This window comes from Streptomyces sp. Root431, from assembly GCF_001426585.1.
Classification (GTDB): domain Bacteria; phylum Actinomycetota; class Actinomycetes; order Streptomycetales; family Streptomycetaceae; genus Streptomyces; species Streptomyces stackebrandtii.
Genome location: NZ_LMEI01000009.1, coordinates 858,616 through 877,969, shown reverse-complemented (window position 1 = coordinate 877,969; position 19,354 = coordinate 858,616). Strand labels below are relative to the sequence as shown.

18 protein-coding genes are annotated in these 19,354 nt (G+C 72.2%); 9 read left to right on the top strand and 9 right to left on the bottom strand.

What is annotated here, in order from left to right:
• Positions 1–71: 71 nt before the first annotated feature.
• Both ASC82_RS17400 and ASC82_RS17395 read right to left on the bottom strand, forming a co-directional pair.
• Complete coding sequence (locus ASC82_RS17400) at positions 72–893, bottom strand: glutamate ABC transporter substrate-binding protein (RefSeq protein ID WP_056648428.1); 822 nt, start codon at positions 891–893, stop codon at positions 72–74.
• Positions 894–946: 53 nt separating this feature from the next.
• The gene (locus ASC82_RS17395) at positions 947–1,732 is read right to left on the bottom strand and encodes an amino acid ABC transporter ATP-binding protein (protein WP_056648427.1); all 786 of its coding nucleotides are present in this window, start codon (positions 1,730–1,732) and stop codon (positions 947–949) included.
• Positions 1,733–2,036: 304 nt separating this feature from the next.
• Between ASC82_RS17395 and ASC82_RS17390 the strand changes: the two genes are divergently transcribed.
• Both ASC82_RS17390 and ASC82_RS17385 read left to right on the top strand, forming a co-directional pair.
• A complete protein-coding gene (locus ASC82_RS17390; RefSeq protein ID WP_056648680.1) occupies positions 2,037–2,753 on the top strand; it encodes a response regulator transcription factor in 717 nt (238 codons plus the stop codon).
• Between the two features lie 18 nt (positions 2,754–2,771).
• The gene (locus ASC82_RS17385; RefSeq protein ID WP_056648426.1) at positions 2,772–4,205 is read left to right on the top strand and encodes a HAMP domain-containing sensor histidine kinase; all 1,434 of its coding nucleotides are present in this window, start codon (positions 2,772–2,774) and stop codon (positions 4,203–4,205) included.
• Between the two features lie 197 nt (positions 4,206–4,402).
• Here ASC82_RS17385 and ASC82_RS17380 read toward each other — a convergent pair whose 3' ends face one another.
• The 4 genes from ASC82_RS17380 to ASC82_RS17365 form a co-directional block, all read right to left on the bottom strand.
• Entirely contained in the window at positions 4,403–5,401 is a 999-nt protein-coding gene (locus ASC82_RS17380) for a TAXI family TRAP transporter solute-binding subunit (protein ID WP_056648423.1), read from the bottom strand.
• A gap of 114 nt (positions 5,402–5,515) precedes the next feature.
• Positions 5,516–6,727 carry a chromosome condensation regulator RCC1 gene (locus tag ASC82_RS17375; RefSeq protein ID WP_056648422.1) on the bottom strand — a complete coding sequence of 404 codons (1,212 nt, stop codon included), beginning with the start codon at positions 6,725–6,727 and terminating at the stop codon, positions 5,516–5,518.
• 19 nt (positions 6,728–6,746) lie between these two features.
• Complete coding sequence (locus ASC82_RS17370) at positions 6,747–7,913, bottom strand: chromosome condensation regulator RCC1 (protein WP_056648420.1); 1,167 nt, start codon at positions 7,911–7,913, stop codon at positions 6,747–6,749.
• A gap of 13 nt (positions 7,914–7,926) precedes the next feature.
• Positions 7,927–9,216: an RCC1 domain-containing protein gene (locus ASC82_RS17365; RefSeq protein ID WP_199862549.1), complete on the bottom strand. Its 1,290-nt coding sequence runs from the start codon at positions 9,214–9,216 to the stop codon at positions 7,927–7,929.
• A 669-nt stretch (positions 9,217–9,885) separates the two neighbouring features.
• Between ASC82_RS17365 and ASC82_RS17360 the strand changes: the two genes are divergently transcribed.
• The 7 genes from ASC82_RS17360 to ASC82_RS17330 all read left to right on the top strand — a co-directional run bounded on the left by ASC82_RS17360 (position 9,886) and on the right by ASC82_RS17330 (position 16,667).
• Positions 9,886–10,380, top strand: coding sequence for a hypothetical protein (locus ASC82_RS17360; protein ID WP_056648418.1), 495 nt, complete (start codon positions 9,886–9,888; stop codon positions 10,378–10,380).
• A gap of 62 nt (positions 10,381–10,442) precedes the next feature.
• Positions 10,443–11,471, top strand: coding sequence for a hypothetical protein (locus ASC82_RS17355; RefSeq protein WP_056648416.1), 1,029 nt, complete (start codon positions 10,443–10,445; stop codon positions 11,469–11,471).
• A gap of 20 nt (positions 11,472–11,491) precedes the next feature.
• A complete protein-coding gene (locus ASC82_RS17350; RefSeq protein ID WP_056648413.1) occupies positions 11,492–12,889 on the top strand; it encodes a hypothetical protein in 1,398 nt (465 codons plus the stop codon).
• Positions 12,890–13,047: 158 nt separating this feature from the next.
• Entirely contained in the window at positions 13,048–13,965 is a 918-nt protein-coding gene (locus tag ASC82_RS17345) for a TIGR03619 family F420-dependent LLM class oxidoreductase (protein WP_056648412.1), read from the top strand.
• Between the two features lie 25 nt (positions 13,966–13,990).
• Positions 13,991–14,923: a LysR family transcriptional regulator gene (locus ASC82_RS17340; protein WP_056648409.1), complete on the top strand. Its 933-nt coding sequence runs from the start codon at positions 13,991–13,993 to the stop codon at positions 14,921–14,923.
• 217 nt (positions 14,924–15,140) lie between these two features.
• Positions 15,141–16,070, top strand: a complete 930-nt coding sequence (locus ASC82_RS17335; RefSeq protein ID WP_056648407.1) for a DMT family transporter — start codon at positions 15,141–15,143, stop codon at positions 16,068–16,070.
• Between the two features lie 3 nt (positions 16,071–16,073).
• A complete protein-coding gene (locus ASC82_RS17330) occupies positions 16,074–16,667 on the top strand; it encodes a LuxR C-terminal-related transcriptional regulator (protein ID WP_079039312.1) in 594 nt (197 codons plus the stop codon).
• A 12-nt stretch (positions 16,668–16,679) separates the two neighbouring features.
• Here ASC82_RS17330 and ASC82_RS17325 read toward each other — a convergent pair whose 3' ends face one another.
• The 3 genes from ASC82_RS17325 to ASC82_RS17315 form a co-directional block, all read right to left on the bottom strand.
• Positions 16,680–17,315, bottom strand: coding sequence for a response regulator transcription factor (locus tag ASC82_RS17325; RefSeq protein ID WP_107105913.1), 636 nt, complete (start codon positions 17,313–17,315; stop codon positions 16,680–16,682).
• Complete coding sequence (locus ASC82_RS17320; protein WP_056648402.1) at positions 17,315–18,466, bottom strand: histidine kinase; 1,152 nt, start codon at positions 18,464–18,466, stop codon at positions 17,315–17,317. The genes ASC82_RS17325 and ASC82_RS17320 overlap by 1 nt, the downstream gene beginning before the upstream one ends.
• A 104-nt stretch (positions 18,467–18,570) precedes the next feature.
• The gene (locus ASC82_RS17315; RefSeq protein WP_056648400.1) at positions 18,571–19,248 is read right to left on the bottom strand and encodes a DedA family protein; all 678 of its coding nucleotides are present in this window, start codon (positions 19,246–19,248) and stop codon (positions 18,571–18,573) included.
• Positions 19,249–19,354 lie beyond the last annotated feature (106 nt).

The window sequence follows — 19,354 nt, the reverse complement described above, 5'->3', positions numbered from 1 at the left end:
TGTGCAGCGGCCGGTGCCGGTGTGACGGCCGCCCCGTGTGGGGGCGGCCGTCACGGCCGGAGCGGGTCAGGTCAGTTCTCGACCTTGGGCGCGGGCTCGTACTTGTAGCCGGACGGGCCGAAGTGCTCCTTGACGAGCTTCTCCCAGGTGCCGTCGGTGACCATCTTCTCGAGCGCCTTGTTGATCTTGCCGCGCAGCTCGTCGTCGCCCTTCTTGACGCCGATGCCGTACTTCTCGTCGCTCATCCGGAGGCCGGCGAGCTTGAACTTGCCCGCGTGCTCCTTCTGCGAGGCGTAGCCCGCGAGGATGGAGTCGTCGGTGGTGAGGGCGTCAACGGCCTTGTTCTCCAGGCCGGTCAGGCACTCGGAGTAGCCACCGAGCTGCTGGAGGTCGGCCTTCGGGGCGAGCTTGTCCTTGACGTTCTGCGCGGAGGTCGAGCCGGTGACCGAGCAGAGCTTCTTGGCGTTGAGGTCCTCGACCTTGGTGATCGAGCTGTCGTCGGCGCGCACGAGCAGGTCCTGGTGGGCCAGGAAGTACGGACCGGCGAAGTCGACCTCCTTCTTGCGCTTGTCGTTGATCGAGTAGCTGGCGACGACGAACTTGACGTCACCGTTCTTGATCAGGTTCTCGCGCTCGGCGCTGGGCGCCTGCTTGAAGTTGATCTTGTCCTCGGCGAAGCCGAGCTCCTTCGCGACGTAGCGGGCCACGTCGACGTCGAAGCCGGCGTACTTGCCGTCCGGGGTCTTCAGGCCGAGGCCCGGCTGGTCGAACTTGATGCCGACGTTGATCTTGTCGCCGTTGCTGCCGGAGTCGGATCCGGTCCCACAGGCGGTGGCGGTCAGCGCGAGGACGACGGCGGCCGCGGCGGCGGCGGAGGTGCTGCGAAGCTTCATGGTGGAAGGTCCCTTGAGTAGGCGTGAGTTGGGAAGAATAGGTCCGAACTCGCTCAGTGGTGAAGGATCTTGGAGAGGAAGTCCTTGGCCCGGTCGCTGCGCGGGTTGCTGAAGAACTCCTCGGGCGACGCCTGCTCGACGATGCGTCCGTCGGCCATGAAGACGACGCGGTTGGCCGCGGAGCGGGCGAAGCCCATCTCGTGGGTGACGACGACCATCGTCATTCCCTCGCGGGCCAGTTGCTGCATGACCTCAAGGACCTCGTTGATCATCTCGGGGTCCAGCGCGGAGGTCGGCTCGTCGAACAGCATGACCTTCGGGCCCATGGCGAGCGCGCGGGCGATCGCCACGCGCTGCTGCTGGCCACCGGAGAGCTGCGCGGGGTACTTGTCCGCCTGGGTGCCCACCCCGACCCGGTCGAGCAGGGTGCGGGCCTTGGCCTCGGCGGCCTTCTTCTCCGTCTTCCGGACCTTGATCTGGCCCAGCATCACGTTCTCGAGCACCGTCTTGTGCGCGAAGAGGTTGAACGACTGGAAGACCATGCCGACATCGGAACGCAGTCGGGCGAGTTCCTTGCCCTCTGCGGGCAGCGGCTTGCCGTCGATGGTGATGGTGCCGGAGTCGATGCTCTCCAGCCGGTTGATCGTTCGGCACAGCGTCGACTTGCCGGACCCGGAAGGCCCGATGACGACCACGACTTCGCCGCGGGTGATCGTCAGGTCGATGTCCTGGAGGACGTGCAACGCGCCGAAGTGCTTGTTGACCTCGGACAGGACGACCAGGTCGTCCGCGTCGCGCGGGGCGTCCTCGGGACCCTTGGACACTGACACTCCGCTCATGGGCCTCTTGCTCCGTCCTGCTCGGTTGGGGAGGACACTAGAGACCCGATGAGACGACCGTCATCACATCTGAGCGGAAATTGAGGATAACGATCCGGTCGCAAACGGACACACTGCGTGAACGCGACGCCCTGGGCGTACCGGGTGGATAACAGAAACGTCGGTGTAACAGGGGGAGACTTGACTGTGACGCCGATGATCGGCGTTCATGCCCTGGTACTACCTGGTACACAGAGAGCCGCCGCGGCGCACAACGTAGATCGCGGATGAAGATCACGGATTGAAGATCACGGAGGAGGTACGCATGCGACTGCTGCTCGTGGAGGACGACGACCACGTCGCCGCCGCCCTCTCCGCCATCCTGGCCCGGCACGGCTTCACCGTCACCCACGCCCGCAACGGCGAGGAGGCGCTCCAGGCCGTCCTGCCCACCGCACAGGGCGAGCGGCCCTCGTACGGGGTGATCCTGCTCGACCTCGGCCTCCCCGACCAGGACGGCTACCAGGTCTGCGGCCGCATCCGGAAGCTCACCGCCACCCCGGTGATCATGGTGACGGCCCGGGGGGACGTACGCTCCCGGATCCACGGCCTCAACCTCGGCGCCGACGACTACGTCGTCAAGCCCTACGACACCGGCGAACTCCTCGCCCGCATCCACGCCGTCAGCCGGCGCAACGCCGGGACCGAGGAGACGGCCGCGGGCGCCGACGGAGCCGCCGACGGAACCCTGCTGCGGCTCGGCACCGTCACCATCGAGCTGCCCACCCGCCGGGTCAGCGTCGACGGCGAGGCCGTGCCCCTGACCCGCAAGGAGTTCGACCTGCTCGCGCTCCTCGCCCAGCGCCCCGGGGTCGTCTTCCGCCGCGAACAGATCATCAGCGAGGTCTGGCGCACCAGTTGGGAGGGGACCGGCCGCACCCTGGAGGTGCACGTCGCCTCCCTGCGCTCCAAGCTGCGGATGCCCGCCCTGATCGAGACCGTGCGGGGCGTCGGCTACCGCCTGGTCGCCCCCGCCGCGTAACCCCCGGCCGGCTCACCCGTGCGCACCCGACTCCTCCCGCTGCTCATCATCCTGATGGCCGGGGTCCTGCTCGCCCTCGGCTTCCCGCTCGCCGCCAGCGTCGCCGCCTCCGAACAGCAGCGGGTCGTCGTCGACCGGCTCGACGACGCCGCGCGCTTCGCCGCCCTCGCCCAGTTCGTCAGCGAGAGTAGCCCGGGCACCGACGAGCGGCGCACCACCCTCAACGGCGAGCTCGCCAGCTACCACGACGTGTACGACATCCGTGCCGGCATCTTCTACCGCAACAACCGTGCCATGGCCGCCGCCCCCGAGGACTGGGTCGTCCCGTACGAGGGGGAGGGCCGCCGCGCCTTCCGGGAGGCGCTGCTCGGGCGCCGCAGCCACAACCCGCCCCAGGTCTGGCCCTGGCAGGGCGACGCGCGGCTCACCATCGCCTCCCCGGTCGTCCGGGACGGGGACGTCGTCGCCGTCGTCGTCACCGACTCGCCCACCGGGCAGCTCCGTTCCCGCATCCTGCGCGGCTGGCTGCTGATCTTCGCGGGCGAGGCCGCGGCGATGCTGGTCGCCATCGGCGCCGCCTTCCGGCTCACCGGCTGGGTCCTGCGGCCGGTCCGCGTCCTCGACTCCGTCACCCACGACATCGCCACCGGGCGCATGAACTCCCGGGTCGCCGCGACCGGCGGCCCGCCCGAACTGCGGCGCCTGGCGCTCTCGTTCAACGAGATGGCCGACAACGTCGAGGACGCGCTCGAACAGCAGCGGGCCTTCGTCGCCGACGCCTCCCACCAGTTGCGCAACCCGCTGGCCGCGCTGCTCCTGAGGATCGAGCTGCTCGCCATGGAGCTCCCCGAGGGGAACGAGGAGATCGCCTCCGTCCGGACCGAGGGCAAGCGCCTCTCGCAGGTCCTCGACGACCTCCTCGACCTGGCCCTCGCCGAGCACATGGCGGCCGAGCTGCGGCTCACCGACGTCGGCGCGCTCGCGGCGGAGCGGGTCGCGGCCTGGCGGCCGCTCGCCGACGACAAGGGCGTCCTGCTGACCGGGGAGTGCGGGGCGGTCACGGGGTGGGCCGACCCGGTGGCCCTCTCCAGCGCCCTCGACGCGGTGATCGACAACGCGCTGAAGTTCACCCCGGCCGGGGAGGAGGTCACGGTCTCCGTCTCGATGCCCCAGGGCGGCGAGAGCGTCGACGTCGTCGTGGCCGACCAGGGACCCGGCCTCACCGAGGACGAGCTCGGCCGCGTCGGCGACCGTTTCTGGCGCTCCGGCCGGCACCAGAACATCAAGGGCTCGGGGCTCGGTCTCTCCATCACGCGCGTCCTGCTGACGGCGGGCGGCGGCGGCATCGCGTTCGCCCCGAACGAGCCGCACGGCCTGCGGGTGACGGTCAGCGTCCCCCGGCACGCTCCGGCGGGGCGTCACGGGCAGGGCAGCGGGCTCACCAGGCGCTAGGGCGGCGGTCTTACCGGCGGGAGCGGTGGGGCGGCGGCCTTGATGGGCCGCAGGCCGGCGGGGGCTCAGGGCTGCAACAGCGCCAGGCCGGCGTTCTCACCGCTCGGCTGGGCCGGCGGTCTCCCCACCTGGCTGGGCCGGCGGTCTCACCGGGCCCCGGACCGGCGGTCTGACCGGGCGCTATGGCCGGAGGGTCCTCACGGCTTCACCGACCGGTAGTACCGGCGGGCGCCCTCGTGGAGGGGCAGGGGTTCCGTGTAGACGGCCGTGCGCAGGTCCACCAGCTGGGCCGGGTGGACCTGGCTGCCGATCACGTCACGGCTCCTGATCACCGTACGGGTGAAGCCCTCGACCAGGTCCGGATCGGCCTCGGCCGTCGTGACCAGGAGGTTCGCCACGGCCAGTGTGTCGACCCGCTGGCCGTCCTGTGCCTTCGCGTACGCGTCGGCCGGGATCACCGCCGACCGGTAGTGGCGGGTCGAGTCGCCGACGTCGTGCAGCCGGTCGACGAGGGTGGCGTCCAGGGGGATCAGGCGGACCTCGAAGCGATCGGACAGCTTCTGCACGGCCTCGGTGGGCAGCCCGCCCGACCAGAAGAAGGCGTCGAGGTCGCCGCTCTCCAGGCGGCCCGGCATCGTGTTGATACCCGCGGAGACCGCTTCGACGTCCCGTACGGGCGCGAGGCCGGCCGCCGCGAGGACCCGGTCGGCGATCAGCCGCACGCCGGACCCCGGCTGGCCGACGCCGACCCGGAGCCCGCGCAGGTCCCGCACCTTCCGGAGCGACGAGCCCTTCCGTACGACGAGCTGGACGTAGTCGTCGTACAGCCGGGCGCAGCCGCGCAGCCGCTCGAAGCCCGGCTTGCGCTCGCGCTGGTACTGGGCCACGGCGTCGGCCGTCGCGATGGTGAAGTCCGCTTCGCCCGAGGCCACGCGGGCCAGGTTCTGCTGGGATCCCTCACTGTCCGTGAGCTCTATCGACACCTCCGGGAGGTCCTCGGCGAGGGCCTCCTTGAGGAGCTTTCCGTACCGCTGGTAGACGCCGGTGGGCACACCCGTACTGAAGGTGACCGAGCCGCTCGGGACGGGTGAGCCGAAGGGAACCAGCCACCACACGAGCACCCCGCACACCGCGAGCAGCGCGGCCGAGAGCGCCAGGAGGCGGCGGCGGGCGGCACGGGAGAGCGAGGCGAGCATGGGGGCGATCCTGCCAGCTCACCGCCGCCGCTGGCCAGGGACGGCGGGTGTGAGGCATTCGCGCGGGGGCCGGCGAGGGCCCCCGCGCGAAGCCGGATCGGCCTCCGGCCGGTGTCAGTAGGCGAAGCCCGACTTGCCGGTCTTCGTCGTCGTGACGTGGGTGATGCCGCTGCCCGGCGGGAGGGCGACGGTGGTCCCGGGGGGAGCGGTGCTGGCGGTGGGCGCGGTCGTGGAGCCGTCGCCCAGCTGGGCGACCGCGTTGGCGCCCCAGCCGATCACAGAGCCGTCGTCGAGCGCGGCCAGGGTGAAGTCGGCGCCGCCCGCGATGTCCTGCACGCCCGTGAGGTTGTCCAGGACGACGGGGGTGGTGCGGTTGGCGTTCGTGCCGTCGCCGAGCTGCCGGTCGGTGTTCTTGCCCCAGCCGGCCAGGCTGCCGTCGTCGAGGACGGCGAAGGCGGACGCCGAGGTGGCGAAGATCCGGGCCACGGCGTCGAGGTAGGCGACGTCCACCGGTGTGTTGCTGTCGGTGGTGGAGTCGTTGCCGAGCTGGCCCTCCGCGCCCTTGCCCCAGGCCTTCACCGTGCCGTCGGCGGTGAGGGCGATCACGTGCTCGCAGCCCACCGATACGGACTCGACGTCGATCAGGTCCGGGACCTTCTGCGGGGTCTCGCGCGTGGTGTTGTTGCCCGTGCCGAGCCGCCCGTTGTCGCCCTTGCCCCAGGTCCAGACGGTGCCGTCCTGGCGCAGTGCCACGCTGAAGTCGCAGCCCGCGCCGACGTCCTTCACCTGGTCCAGGCTCTGTACGGGGATCGGCGTCCGGTACGGGTTGGTGGTGTCCTGGCCGGTGCCCAGCTGCTTCGAGGCGTTGCTGCCCCAGGCGAGGACCCGGCCGCCCTTGACGGCGAGGACGTGGTTGAGGCCGGCGGAGACCTCGCTCACCCCCGAGAGACCCGCGACGGTGGCCGGGAAGCTCTGGGCGGTCGTGGTGCCGTTGCCGAGCTGGCCGGTGGTGTTGGCACCCCAGCTCTTGACGGTGCCGTCCTTGAGGAGGGCGACGGCGAAGGGGTTGGCGGCCGCGGCGGCGCCGCCACCGCCCCCGGAGAGCTCGCGGACGTCGTCGCGGGTGATGCCGGTGACGGCGGCGGGCGTCTGCTGGGCGAGGACGCTGCCGTTGCCGAGCTGGCCCTGGGCGTTCTCGCCCCAGGCGCGGACCCAGGGGTCGGTGCCTGCGGCGGCGTGGGCGGAGAGGGAGGGGGCGGCGAGGGTGGTGAGCGCCGCGAGGGCGGTGAGGAGGGTGGTGCGAGTGATGCGTCGGGACGGGGACATGGGTGGGACCTTTCGGGGTTCAGTAGGCGTAGCTGGACTTCCAGGCGGTGGAGGCCGCGACGCGGGTCGTGCCGCTGCCCGGGGGCAGGGCGGTGACCGGGGTGAGGGAGTCGGTCGTGGTGCCGTCACCGAGCTGACCGGAGGAGTTGTCGCCCCAGGCAAGGACGGAGCCGTCGGCGAGGACGGCGAGGGTGTGGCGCCAGCCGCAGGCCAGGTCGGTGATGCCGGCGAGACCGGGGACGGGCACCGGGGTGGTCCGGCTGACGGTGCTGCCGTCGCCGAGCTGGCCCTGGCCGTTGAAGCCCCAGGCGCGTACCTGTCCGTCGGCGAGGACGGCGAAGGAGGCGTAGGCGCCGGAGAAGATCCGGGCGGCCTCCGCCAGGTGCAGGACGTCGACGGGCGCCGGACTGCGCTCGGTGCTGTCGTTGCCCAACTGTCCGTCGGTGTTGTAGCCCCAGGCCTTGACGGTGCCGTCGGCCGTACGGACGAGCGAGTGGTGGCAGCCGGCGGCGACCTCCACGACGTCAGTGAGACCGGGTACCCGTTTCGGCGTGTTCTGGTCGGCCGTGGAGCCGATGCCGAGCTGGCCGGAGGCGTTCCGGCCCCAGGTCCAGACCGTGCCGTCCTCGCGCAGGGCGACCGCGTGGTAGCAGCCGGCGGCGATGTCCTTCACCTTGGTCAGGCTCTGGACGGCGACGGGGCGGGAGCTGGGGTCCGCGGTGCCGCTGCCGTGCTGCCCGAAGTCGTTGGCGCCCCAGGCGAGGACCCGTCCACCGCGCACGGCGTAGGCGAAATGGGCCCCGGCGGCGACTTGGGAGACCTGGGAGAGACCGGCGACGGCGGCAGGGAACGGCCGGCTGCCGCCGGAGGCGTTGCCGTCGCCCAGCTGGCCGTTGCTGTTCCCGCCCCACGACTCGACGGTGCCGTCGTGCAGCAGGGCGACCACGAAGGCGTTGCCGTCGTTGCCACCCCCGGCGGCGAGTTCGCGCACGTCGGCGCGGGCCAGACTCCGGACGTCCGCCCGGGTCTGCTGGGGGAGGACGGAGCCGTTGCCGAGCTGCCCGGAGCCGCTCGCGCCCCAGGCGCGCACCCATGGGTCCCGGGTTTCGGCGTGGGCCGGGGCGGGCCCGGCGAGGGCGAGGAGCACGAGGGCGGCGGCGACAGCCCGTACGTACGGGTACGTCATGGGAGCACCCCGCTCAGTACGCGTACGTCGTGTTGCCGCCCAGGGAGACGGCCACCGCCTTGATCGCCGAGCCCTGGTTGAGGATCTTCACCGACTCGTACCGCGAGACCGTCGTGCCGTTGCCGAGCTGGCCCTCGCCGTTGTGGCCCCAGGTGAAGACGTCGTCCGCGGTGACCGCGACGCCGTGCCGGGCGCCGGCCGCGAGGTGCTGGACTCCTTGCAGGCGCGGGATCTCGACGGGGGCCGTGCGGTTGGTGCGGGAGACGTTGGCGTCGAAGGCCTCGTCGGACTCCAGGAGCTGGCCGTACTGGTTGTTGCCCCAGCCCCAGACGTGGCTGTCGCTCGTCTTCACGTAGTTGTGGTGGGCGCCCGCCTCGATGTCGGAGACCCCCTCGATCCAGTCGACGTCGACGGGGAGGGTCGAGGACTTGGTGGAGGAGTTGCCGAGCTGGCCGTAGAGGTTGTAGCCCCAGGCCTTGACCGTGTCGTCGGCGGTCAGCGCGAGGGCGTGGTGGCAGCCGGCGTCGATCTGCGCGATGTTCTCCAGGCCCACCACCTGCCGGGGTACGGAGCTGGTGGCGCGGTTGCCGGTGCCGAGCTGGCCGTGGATGCCGCGGCCCCAGGCGTACACCTTGCCGTTCTCCAGGAGGGCGAGGCTGAAGTCGCAGCCGGCCGAGATCTGCTTGACCCTGGGCATGCCCTGGACGCGGTCGGGGACGGTCCGGCTGTCGCCCGTGCGGTTGTTGCCGAGCTGGCCGTAGGAGTTGTCCCCCCAGGAGAAGACCTGGCCGGAGCTGTTGAGGGCGAGGGCGTGCTGTCCGCCGGCCGCGATGTCCTCGATGTTGTCGAGGCGGGGGACGGTGGTGGGCACGGCCTGGTTGCTGTTGCCGCCGTTGCCGAGCTGGCCCGAGGAGTTGTGGCCCCAGGACTTGACCGTCTTGTCCGTCCGGGCGAGGACGAAGGAGTCGGACGAGGAGGTGCCGCCCGCCGAGACCTGGTCGACGTCGCCGCGGAAGAGGCTGGTGACGGAGGACGGGCTGAGGCTGTCGGTCAGGGTGCCGTTGCCGAGCTGGCCGGTGCGGCCCGCGCCCCAGCTCAGTACGGTCGGGTTCCCTTCGTTGGCGGTCGCGGCGGGGGCAAGGGCCGGTACGGCGGTGAGGGCGGCGGCCGCCGTGAGGAGGGCGGCGGCGAGCGGCCGGCCGCGCAGCGCGGCGGGTACGGAGCGGGGCGCGCGCAGCAGGGTGGATACGGGATGGGGGGCGCGCAGCGGCGTGCGTGCGGGATCGCGTCGTGAACGGGACATGGCTCTGCTCTCCTTCGAGGGGGACAAACGGGAGCGCGGCGTCCGGCGGGTGCCGTCCGCGTCCGCGGGGGTGGCGGAGGCGTACGGGGGCCGGGCGCGGGTCATGCGAACACGGAGTGCCGGGCCTTGGGCATGGGACGCCCACGGCCGGTGCGACGGCCGGGACAGGCCGTCGGGCACATGAGCAGACTTACCGAAAATGATCACCACAGCGAGTTGGATCCGCTGAAACACCCGTCTGACGGACGCCCGTTCGGGGCGGCGATCGGGGGGCGCATTCGCCCGCCGTGCGCGCCGCTGGGGGATTCCGGCGGGTCGCTCCGGCGGGCCGCCGAACGGCGGCGGCCGGGGGAGTGAGGGGCCCGGCCGCGTACGGTCGCCCGCCCGCTCGCGTACGCCCCCGATTCCCTACGAACGGGTGGACCGGCGGGCCCCGGCGGCGGCCCGCGAACTCCCCGCCGCCACCCCCTCCGAGGGGTGTCGAGTGCGCTCCGCCGAAGCGGTGAGCGCGCCCGGGCGAGCGCGCCGCACCGTGTGTCCTGTCGTGGCGCCGGGGCCCCGCCGGTTAGCGTCGGAAGGCGCTCGGTGATCTTGAGGACAGTCCCCTGTCCGCCCCTGGCGTCCCCTTCCGAGCGCACCAACTCACCTCGTCCCCAAGGGAGTTTCCCCATGCCCGTGTCGAAGGCTTCGCCGCGCCGTGCGCTGAGCGCCGCCGTCCTCGCCTCCGCTCTCGCCTCCGTCCTCGCCCTCACCCTGGCCCCCGTCGCGTACGGCGCCGAGTGCCAGCCGGACGACCAGGCCTGTCTGGACAAGGAGAACAACGCCGAAGAGGCGAAGAAGATCAAGGAGCAGCAGAAGAAGACCCAGGAGGCTGCCGGTCAGGCCGACAAGGACATCGAGAAGATTGGCAAGGACCTGAAGGAATGCCCGCCCGAATCCAGCTCCTGCATGGAGAAGCTGGCCGGCAAGGGAGGCCGTGAGGAGGACGGGTTCAAGGACATGAGCGACACCATCTCCACGAACAAGCCGGAGCCCGCCGACAACGCCGCGCAGGCCGTCACGTCCACCTGCGCCGCCTTCCCCGCCTCCCTCCCGCAGGGGTCGAGCGATCCGGGGCAGTCCCCCTTCCCGGCTTCGCAGCTCTGCTCGCTGCTCGGCTCCTGACTCCTCTCCTCCCCGCCTCCCGCGCTTTCCCCTCGAAGCACCCTCGAAAGGGGTTCCTCGTCATGTCTCCGCGCCGTCCCCGCGCCGCCCGCCTGTCCGCCCTCGCCCTCGGGCTCGGACTCACCGCGCCCCTCGCGCTCCTCGCCCCGCCCGCCGTCGCCGAGGAGGCGCCCGGCGAGATCCCGACCCCTCCCGTCGCCCGAGCCGTCACCGCCGACGGCCGGCAGGCGAGGATCGCCGACGTCCTGGAGTACTGCGGGACGAAGCGCGCGGCCTGCTCGTTCACGATCGACCCCAAGCGCGACCGCGAGTACGCCACCGCCGTCAAGTCGCTCGGCAACGCGGTCGTCAACTGCACCACGAGCGACATGGGCGTCGACCGCACGGTCACCCTGCGGACCAGCAGCACCGACAACATCGGCGGCGAGATCTCCGGCAAGATCACCGCAGAGGGCACGGTCGCCGCATCCGGCGAGGTCACCACCAACCTCTCCAACGACATCACCAGCGAGAACAAGACGCCCAACCTCAAGGACGGTCCGACCTCGACGAACGGCACCAAGACCACCGTCGCGGGCGGCGGCAAGGTGGCCGGCTCGCTGAGCGCGAAGCTCGCCTTCGAGGCGGCCTTCAAGGCCACCTACTCCAAGTCCTGGACGACCGAGAACACCGAGGCGACGGTCTACAAGACCACCGTCAAGCCGTACGACATGCTCGTCTTCGGCGCCAGCGCCTCCATGCGGCGCGTGGTCGGCGACCTCGTCACGGACACCGGGCGGAAGATCCTCAACGTGAGCGTGGACAGCCCCTCCATGGTCAACAGCAGCACGTTCGTCGCCCAGACGTACGCCGTCCCCGACAAGCTCTGCGGCCGCAAGCGCCCGGCGGGTGACACCGCGGGCGACGGCGACAACACCTCCCCGCCGCCCGGCGGGCTGCGCTCCGTGGGCTCCGTGGGCTCCGTGGGCTCCGTGGGCTCCGTACGCGAGGTGCGTGAGGTGCGTGAGGTGCGTGAGGTGCCGGCCGCCCGGGCGGTCCCGCCGGGTGCCGAGCCGAAGCGCGAAGTCGTCTTGTCGTCCCACGGTTCCTGAATCCGGAGGAGTTCCCCGCCATGAACCGCTCACTGTCGTCCGCGTTCGCCGTGCTCGGTGCCGCCGGACTGCTGCTCCCTGTCGCCTCCCCGTCCTCCGCGGCCGTCCCCGCCGCGCAGGCCGCCCCCTCCGAGCAGGCCGTCTCCGTCCTCAACGGCGACTTCGCCGACCCCGTCATGCGGGGCGACGGCCCCACCACCGTCGGCATCGACTTCTGGACCGGCCTCAACCAGCGTTACTCGCCCACCGCTTCGGGCCGAACCGACGGATCCCACGGCGTCGCCCTCCAGAAGGACGGCAACACCCTCCAGCAGCGGCTGCGCGGAGTCCGTGCGGGGGCCAAGGTCACCGTCACCTACGAGGACAGCCCCGCCGTCTCCAAGGAGTGCACCGGCGAACAGGTCGTCAACGGCCAGCCGTACGCGGTCACCGGCTCCGGCGGCTCCGTCCGCGAGGTCACCACCGCCGGGGACCCCGACCGTACGAAGGGCACGCCCGGGACCGGCCAGTGGACCGGCCGCAGCTACGAGTTCACCGCCGGGGAGAACGAGCCGCTGCTCACCTTCACCAGCCGGGTCACCGACTCCCGTACACACGTGACCTGTTCACCGATGATCGCCCGCATTCGGGCGGTCGAGGTGCCGCCGGCCCTCGACAAGACCGTCGACAAGACGGCGCTCGGCACCTCGGAGGCGTACAAGGGCAACGACCGGGAGAGCACCCTCCACAACGCGGCGGCCGCCTGCAACGGGGAGAACTCCTGCACCTTCCGGCCGGACACCCGCATGTCCTTCCGGTACTACGACCGGGCACGGGTCGTCGGCGAGGCGTACATCAACTGCACCCGCAACACGCTGGAGCACTCCCGGCTGCTCTCCTACTCCGAGCGTGGCCACGACAGCATCGCCCAGACGTACGCCGCCGCGAACCTCCCGCTCAACGAGGTGGCCAAGCTGCCCACTTCCGGGGTGCGGGCGGAGGACGAGAAGCGGATCAAGGAGCGGCCCATGGCCACCCAGTTCGCCCTCGCCTACGAGCGGGGCTGGCAGCGGCCCTGGCAGTGGTTCAGCAGTGACGAGCGGACCGTCGTGGAGCGGATCCAGCCCGGCGAGGTCAGTTGGGTCGAGCTCCAGCCGAGCCGCGAGCGGGTCGAGGGCTGGTTCGTCAGCAAGAAGGACGACTACCGGATGCACGCCGTGATCGACGCCCCCTCCCGGGCAGTCCCCGACCGGCTGCTCCAGCGCACCGGGCCCATGTCCGAGGCGGAGAAGCAGCGTTGTGCCGCCGCCCGGCCCATGACCACCACGCCGGTGGGCGCGGACGCGCCCGCGAGCACCAGCGACAAGGGCCTCCTGAAGACCTCCGCACCGACGGCCACCACCGCGCGGTCCGTGCACCGGAGCATGTCGCTGAACTGACCCCGTGACGGGTTCCGTAGCGCCGGGGCGTCGCGGCGCTACGGAACCCCGAACCCTCCAAGGCGGTGTGGGCCGTGAGGGCGGGATCCCGGCCGTAAGGTCCCGAGGACTGCTCCGTACGCCACGGACCAGCACCGGACGGCCGGGAGGAACACCCCGTGGAATTCGGCGTCAATCTGCCCAACTACGGGCCCGAGGCCACCCCCGACGCCCTCGCCGACTGGGCGCTGCGGGTCGAGGCGCTGGGCTTCCACTACGCCATGGTCTCCGACCACGTGGCGCTCACGCCCGACGTGCAGAACCTCTTCCCCGCCCCGTTCTACGACCCCTTCGCGACCCTCGCCTGGCTCGCCGGGATCACCAGGACCGTGGGGCTCGGCACGACCGTGACGATCCTCCCGTACCGGCACCCCGTGCACACCGCCCGCGTCGCCGCCAACATCGACCGGTTCAGCAACGGCCGGCTGGTCTTCGGCGCGGCGGCGGGCTGGGCCGCCCGGGAGTTCGCCGTCCTCGACGTCCCGTACCGCGAGCGCGGAGCGATCAGCGACGAGTACCTCGCGGCCATCAAGGCCTGCTGGGCCGACGAGGTCGCCTCCTTCGAGGGCGCCCACGTCTCCTTCCGCGAGGTCCACACCGGGCCCCTGCCCGTCCAGCGCCCCGGACCGCCCGTCTGGGTCGGCGGGCACAGCCGCCGCGCGCTCCGCCGGGCCGTCCGCCTAGGCGACGCCTGGCACCCGACCTCCGTCTCCGGCGACTGGCTCCTCGGCGTCGGCCTGCCCGCGCTCCACCAGGTCGCCGAGGAAGAGGAGCTGTCCGTCCCCGACCTCTGCCCCCGGATCAAACTCCGGGTCACGGAAGGACCGTTGGGCCCCGGCCGCCTCCTCGGAGAGGGCACGCGGGAGCAGATCGCGGACGACCTCGGGCTGCTCCAGGACCTGGGCGCGCGGGCCGTCGTCCTCGACCCCACCTACCCGGGCGAGCGGCGGGAGGACGGGCGCACCGCGCGGGACCTCGACGTGCTGGAGGCGCTGGTGAAGGAGGTCATCGACGTGGAGGCCGGCTGCGTACGATGACCGCGAAGGGGGAGGGGAGCGGGACGTGGCCGATCCGGATCTGCGCAAGCTGCGGGTGCTGAGGGAGCTCAGCGAACGCGGCACGGTCAGCGCGGCCGCCCAGGCCCTCCACCTCACCCCGCAGGCCGTCTCGCAGCAGATCAGCGCCCTGGCCCGGGATTTGGGAGTCCCCCTCACCGAACCGTCCGGGCGCAGACTCCGGCTCACCGGCGAAGCGCGGATCGTCCTCCGGCACGCCGACGCCGTCTTCACCCAGGTCGAGCGGATGCGCGCGGAGCTCGCCGCGCACCGGAGCGGCGAGCGCGGCGACGTGGCGGTGGCCGGCTTCTCCACCACCCTCTCGGCGCTGATCCTGCCCGCCGTGGCCCGGCTGCGGGAGACCCGGCCGCTGCTGCGCACCTCCCTCGCCGAGGTCGACCCGCCGGAGAGCTTCGCCCTCCTGCACCGCGGGCAGACCGACGTCGTCATCTCCGCCGACACCGCGCTGCACCCGGGCCCGGCAGGCGAGGACGGCCGTCTCGACGCACGCTTCCACCGGGTCGCGCTCTGCGAGGACCCCTTCGACATCGCCCTGCCCGACGGGCACCCGCTCCTCGACAGCCCCCGCCTCGTCCTCGCCGACCTCGCCCAGGAGACGTGGATCTTCGCCACGACCGGGATGTGCCACGACATCGGCGTCGCCGCCTGCGCGGCGGCCGGGTTCACCCCGCGGGCCTCGCACGCCATCGGCGACTGGGACGCCACGCTCGCGGCGGTCCGGCTCGGACTCGGCGTCGCGTTGGTGCCCCGGACGGCCAGGCCGGCGCCCCGGCCCGAGGTGACGGTGCGCGCGTTCAGCGAGGGGGCGCCGTCGCGCACGGTCTTCGCGGCCGTACGGGAGGGCAGCCAGACCTCGCCCGAGATCGCCGCCGTCTTGGACGCGCTGCGCACGGTGGCCAGGGCGGCCGTCGCGGGCTGAGCCGCCGACCCGCCATGGTTCGTGGACGGTACCGTCCACCGGACGTTGCTGGACCCCGCCCGGACGCGGGAGCGAGGCTCGTTCCCGTACGGCGGAGAGCTCCTCACCCTTTCAAGAGAGCTCCGCGAGCCCCTCATTCAGAGCGGGAACACGCCCATCCAGAGCGGGAACAGCCATGCCCAGAGCGGGAACAGCCATGTCCAGAGCGGGAACAACCATGTCCAGAGCCGCCGCCGCGCGGCTGGCCGCGCTGAGCCTCGTCTGGGGCTCCGTCTTCCTCTGGATCAAGATCGCGGGGTACGGATTCTCCCCCGTGCAGATGGTCCTGATCCGGCTCGCGCTCGGGGCCGTCGTGATCCTCTCCCTGGGATACGCCAAGGGGCTCAGGCTCCCCAAGGAGCCAGCGATATGGGGGCATTTGACCGTCGCCGCGCTGCTCGGCAACGCCGTGCCGTGGACCCTGTACGCCGAAGGGGAGATCGCCGGCTCCAGCAGCGTGGCCGCCGTGGTCAACGGCAGCGCGCCGATCTGGACCCTGGCGGCGGCCCTGCTGCTCGGTCAGGAGAAGCGGGTCTCCGGCGTCCGGGCGGGCGGCGTGCTCCTCGGCCTCGGGGGCACGGCGCTCATCGCGTCGCCGTGGAACTCGGCCTCAACCGGGACGGGTTGGAGCATCCTCTGCTTCGTCCTCGGCTCGGTCAGCTTCGGCGCCAGTTTCGCGTACATGGGCAAGTTCCTCGTGGGCAGGGGCGTTCCCCCGCTCATGCTGGCCGGCGGACAGCTGGGCGCGGCCACCGTCCTGCTGCTCGCGGCCTTCCCGTTCCTGGGCCTTCAGGCCGTTACCTGGCGCGCCGACTCGGTGATCTCCGTGCTCGTCCTGGGCGTGGTCTGCACCGGATTCGCCGCCCTCCTCAACTTCGAGCTGATCATCGAGGACGGGCCCGCGGTGGCCTCCACCGTCACGTACCTGATGACCGCCGTGGCCGTCGTCCTGGGCGCCGTGGTGCTGCACGAGCCGCTCGGCTGGACGGTGTGGCTCGGGGCGGTCGCGGTGCTCGCCGCCACCGGTCTGCTCCGCCGCCGCCCGCAACATGCCGTTCATTCACCGGCCGGTGGGCCGGTGGTAGCGTCGAAAACGGAAACGTCGTGATGTATGGGGGAGTTGCGCGTGCCTTTCGTGGTCGAACTCGTTTTCCGTGGAAGTGAGACGGACCGGTCGAGTTTCGGCGAGGCGCACCGGACGTACTGGAAGAGCATGGCCGCGCGCGGAATCCTCCTCGTGGGCGGCCCGTGGCGGGACGGCGCGGGAGAGCTCCTCGTCTGCGAGGCCCGCGACCGCCGGACGCTCTTACGGATCCTCCACGCCGATCCGTACGCGCGCGCCCAGCTCGTCGGCGAGCCGCGGATCCGGGAGTGGAACGCCGTGCTGGGGCACGCGGCGCCGGGGCGACCGGGACAGCCGGGGCAACCGGCGCAGCTCGGGAGGCCGGGTCAGCCGGGGCGCGCTGCGCTCGCCCCTCGTGAGTGCTCCCGGCGGACGCCCGTCGCGGCCCTGACCGCCCATGAGCGGCGCATCGTCACGATGATCCTCGACGGCCTCACCAACAAGCAGATCGCCGCGTACTTCACGGTGTCGACCCGGGCCGTGGAGCTCCACATCACCCGTATCTACCGCAAGCTCGACATCCGGCGGCGACCCCAACTGGCCTCCGCCATCGACCGGTTCGCGTCGCCCCGCGCCTGCTGAGCGCCGCGGGGCTCAGGACTCCAGATAGCGCAGCACGGCCAGGATCCGGCGGCTGTAGCCGTCGGCCCTGTGCAGCTCCAGCTTGTCGAAGACGGCGTTGAGGTACTTCTCCACCGCGCTGAGGGACAGGTGCAGCTGCCGCGCGATGGCGGCGTTCGTGTACCCCTGGGCCAGGACCTCCAGGACCTCGCGCTCGCGCGGGGTCAGCCGGGCCAGCGGGTCGCCGTGCGTGCTGCGGACGACCAGCTGCCGCACGACCTCCGGGTCGATCGCCGCCCCGCCCTCGTGGACCCGCTCCAGCGCGTCGAGGAACTCCTCAACCTGCCCCACCCGGTCCTTGAGCAGATAGCCGACCCGCTCCGCCCCGGCGGCCAGCAGCCGGGCCGCGTAGCTCCGCTCGACGTGCTGCGAGAGAACGAGGACACCCGTCTCCGGCCACCGTTCGCGGATCTCCACGGCCGCCCGCAGCCCCTCGTCGGTGTGCGTCGGGGGCATCCGGATGTCGACGACCGCGACGTCCGGGCGCAGCGCCCCGACCTCCGCGACCAGGGTCACGGCGTCGCCGAGCGCGGCCACGACCTCGTGACCCTCCTCGGTGAGCAGACGGACGAGCCCCTCCCTCAGCAGGGTCGAGTCCTCGGCAAGGATCACGCGCACGGCAGCTCCGCGACAAGAGTGGTGGGTCCCCCGAGGGGGCTGTCGACACGCAGGACGCCGTCGAGTGCGGCGACCCGGCTCCGCAGACCGGTCAGCCCGCTGCCGGCCGGATCGGCGCCGCCCCGCCCGTCGTCCTCGATCCGCAGCGTGAGCAGCGGTCCTTCGGGCGGGCCGCCCAGCGAGACGTGGACGGAGACGGCGGAGGCGGACGCGTGCTTGGCGGCGTTCGTGACGGCCTCGGAGACGACGAAGTAGGCGGCCGTCTCCACGGGCCGGGGCAGCGGCCCGGCGACCTCGAACCGGATGCGCAGCGGGACGGAACACCGCTGAGCCACCCCGCCCAACGCCTCTTCGAGGCCCAGGCTGTCCAGCGCGGACGGGTACACCCGCCAGGCCACGTCCCGCAGTTCGGCCAGCACGTCCCCGGCCTCCCCGTGCGCCTGGAGGAGCAGCGCGTCCGCCTGCTCCGGGTCGCGGTCCCGGCTCCGGCGCGCCCGACCGAGCAGCATGGCGAGCGCCACGAGCCGCTGCTGCACGCCGTCGTGGAGATCGCGCTCGATGCGGCGGCGTTCGGCGTCCACGGCCTGCACGACGGCGGCCCGGCTGACGGCGAGTTCGTCGATCCGGCGCCGCAGCAGCTCGCTCTCGGAGGGCCCGAAGCACTCGCGGGCGAGCCGGGCGTCCAGGGCGGTCAGCGCGTACAGGCCCTGGAGGTCGAGGAAGAGCAGGACACCGCCGAGGAGCAGCTGGGCGAACAGCTCCCCCCAGCCGAGCGTGCCGCGCACGACGCCCCCGACGAGCAGCCCGGCCAGGACGGCGCCGAAGCCGAGGAGCCCGACGACGATCCCGAACACCACGCCCGTCCAGGAGCGGACCGCGAGATAGCGCAGGAGCCGCCGGTCGGAGACCGTGTACGGGGCGGGGAACCGGTCCCCGAAGAAGGCGGAGCGGCGGCCCCGCTCCAGCTCCGCGAGGCGCCGCGCGCCGGCCGTCAGGAGCTCACGGGCGCGCGGCCGGGTGCGGGGCCACAGGAGGAAGGGCCCGAGGGCGATCCCGGAGACGAGGAAGAACAGGACGCCGAGCAGGGCGGTCGGAACGCCGAGGAGGGAACCGGCGAGCCGGCGGGCCGATCCGGGCCCCACCGGGTCTCCCCGCTCGTCTGATCGTTCGTCACCCGGCACGGTTCCCGAGGCTAGTCGCGGCCCCGGGCCCGTACAAGATCGTCCGGACGGGAGGTGCTCGCCGGTCACGAGGTGCGGCGGTGCTGGGTGGCGCGTCCGCGCCCCCGGAGACGTACGGCCAGGTACGCGGCCAGGGCCACGACCGCGAGCACCAGGACGGCCTTGGACAGCACGCCTACGTACCCCTCGACCAGGTCCCAGCGGTCCCCGAGCCAGTAACCGGCCAGCACGAGCACGCTGTTCCAGACGAGGCTGCCGACCGTCGTGAGGAGGAGGAAGACGGGCAGCGGCATCCGCTCGACGCCCGCCGGCACGGAGATCAGACTCCGGAAGATCGGCACCATCCGTCCCAGGAGCACCGCCTTGGTGCCGTGCCGTGCGAACCACGCCTCGGTGCGCTCCAGGTCGGAGACCTTCACCAAGGGCAGCCGCGCCCAGAGCGCGTGCATGCGCCGCCGCCCGAACAGCGCGCCGATCCAGTAGAGGGCCACGGCCCCGACCACCGAGCCCAGGGTCGTCCAGAACAGCGCGGAGGCCAGGCTGATCACCCCCTGCCCGGCGGCGAAGCCGGTCAGCGGCAGGATCACCTCGCTGGGCAGCGGCGGGAACAGGTTCTCCAGCGCGATGGCGAGCCCCGCGCCGGGCCCGCCCATCGTGTCGACGAGCCCGGCGGCCCACCCGGCGACACCGTCGGCGGGTTCCTGGGCGGCCTGGGCCAGCAGCAGCTGGTGGGTGAGCGGCATGGCGGGTCTCCAAGCGGCGAGGGAGGCGCCGGGGCGGTCTCCCCGGCACATCCCCAACCTAGAAATCCCAGCTCAGAACCGGTATGGGGCTTCCCACCCGGCTTCC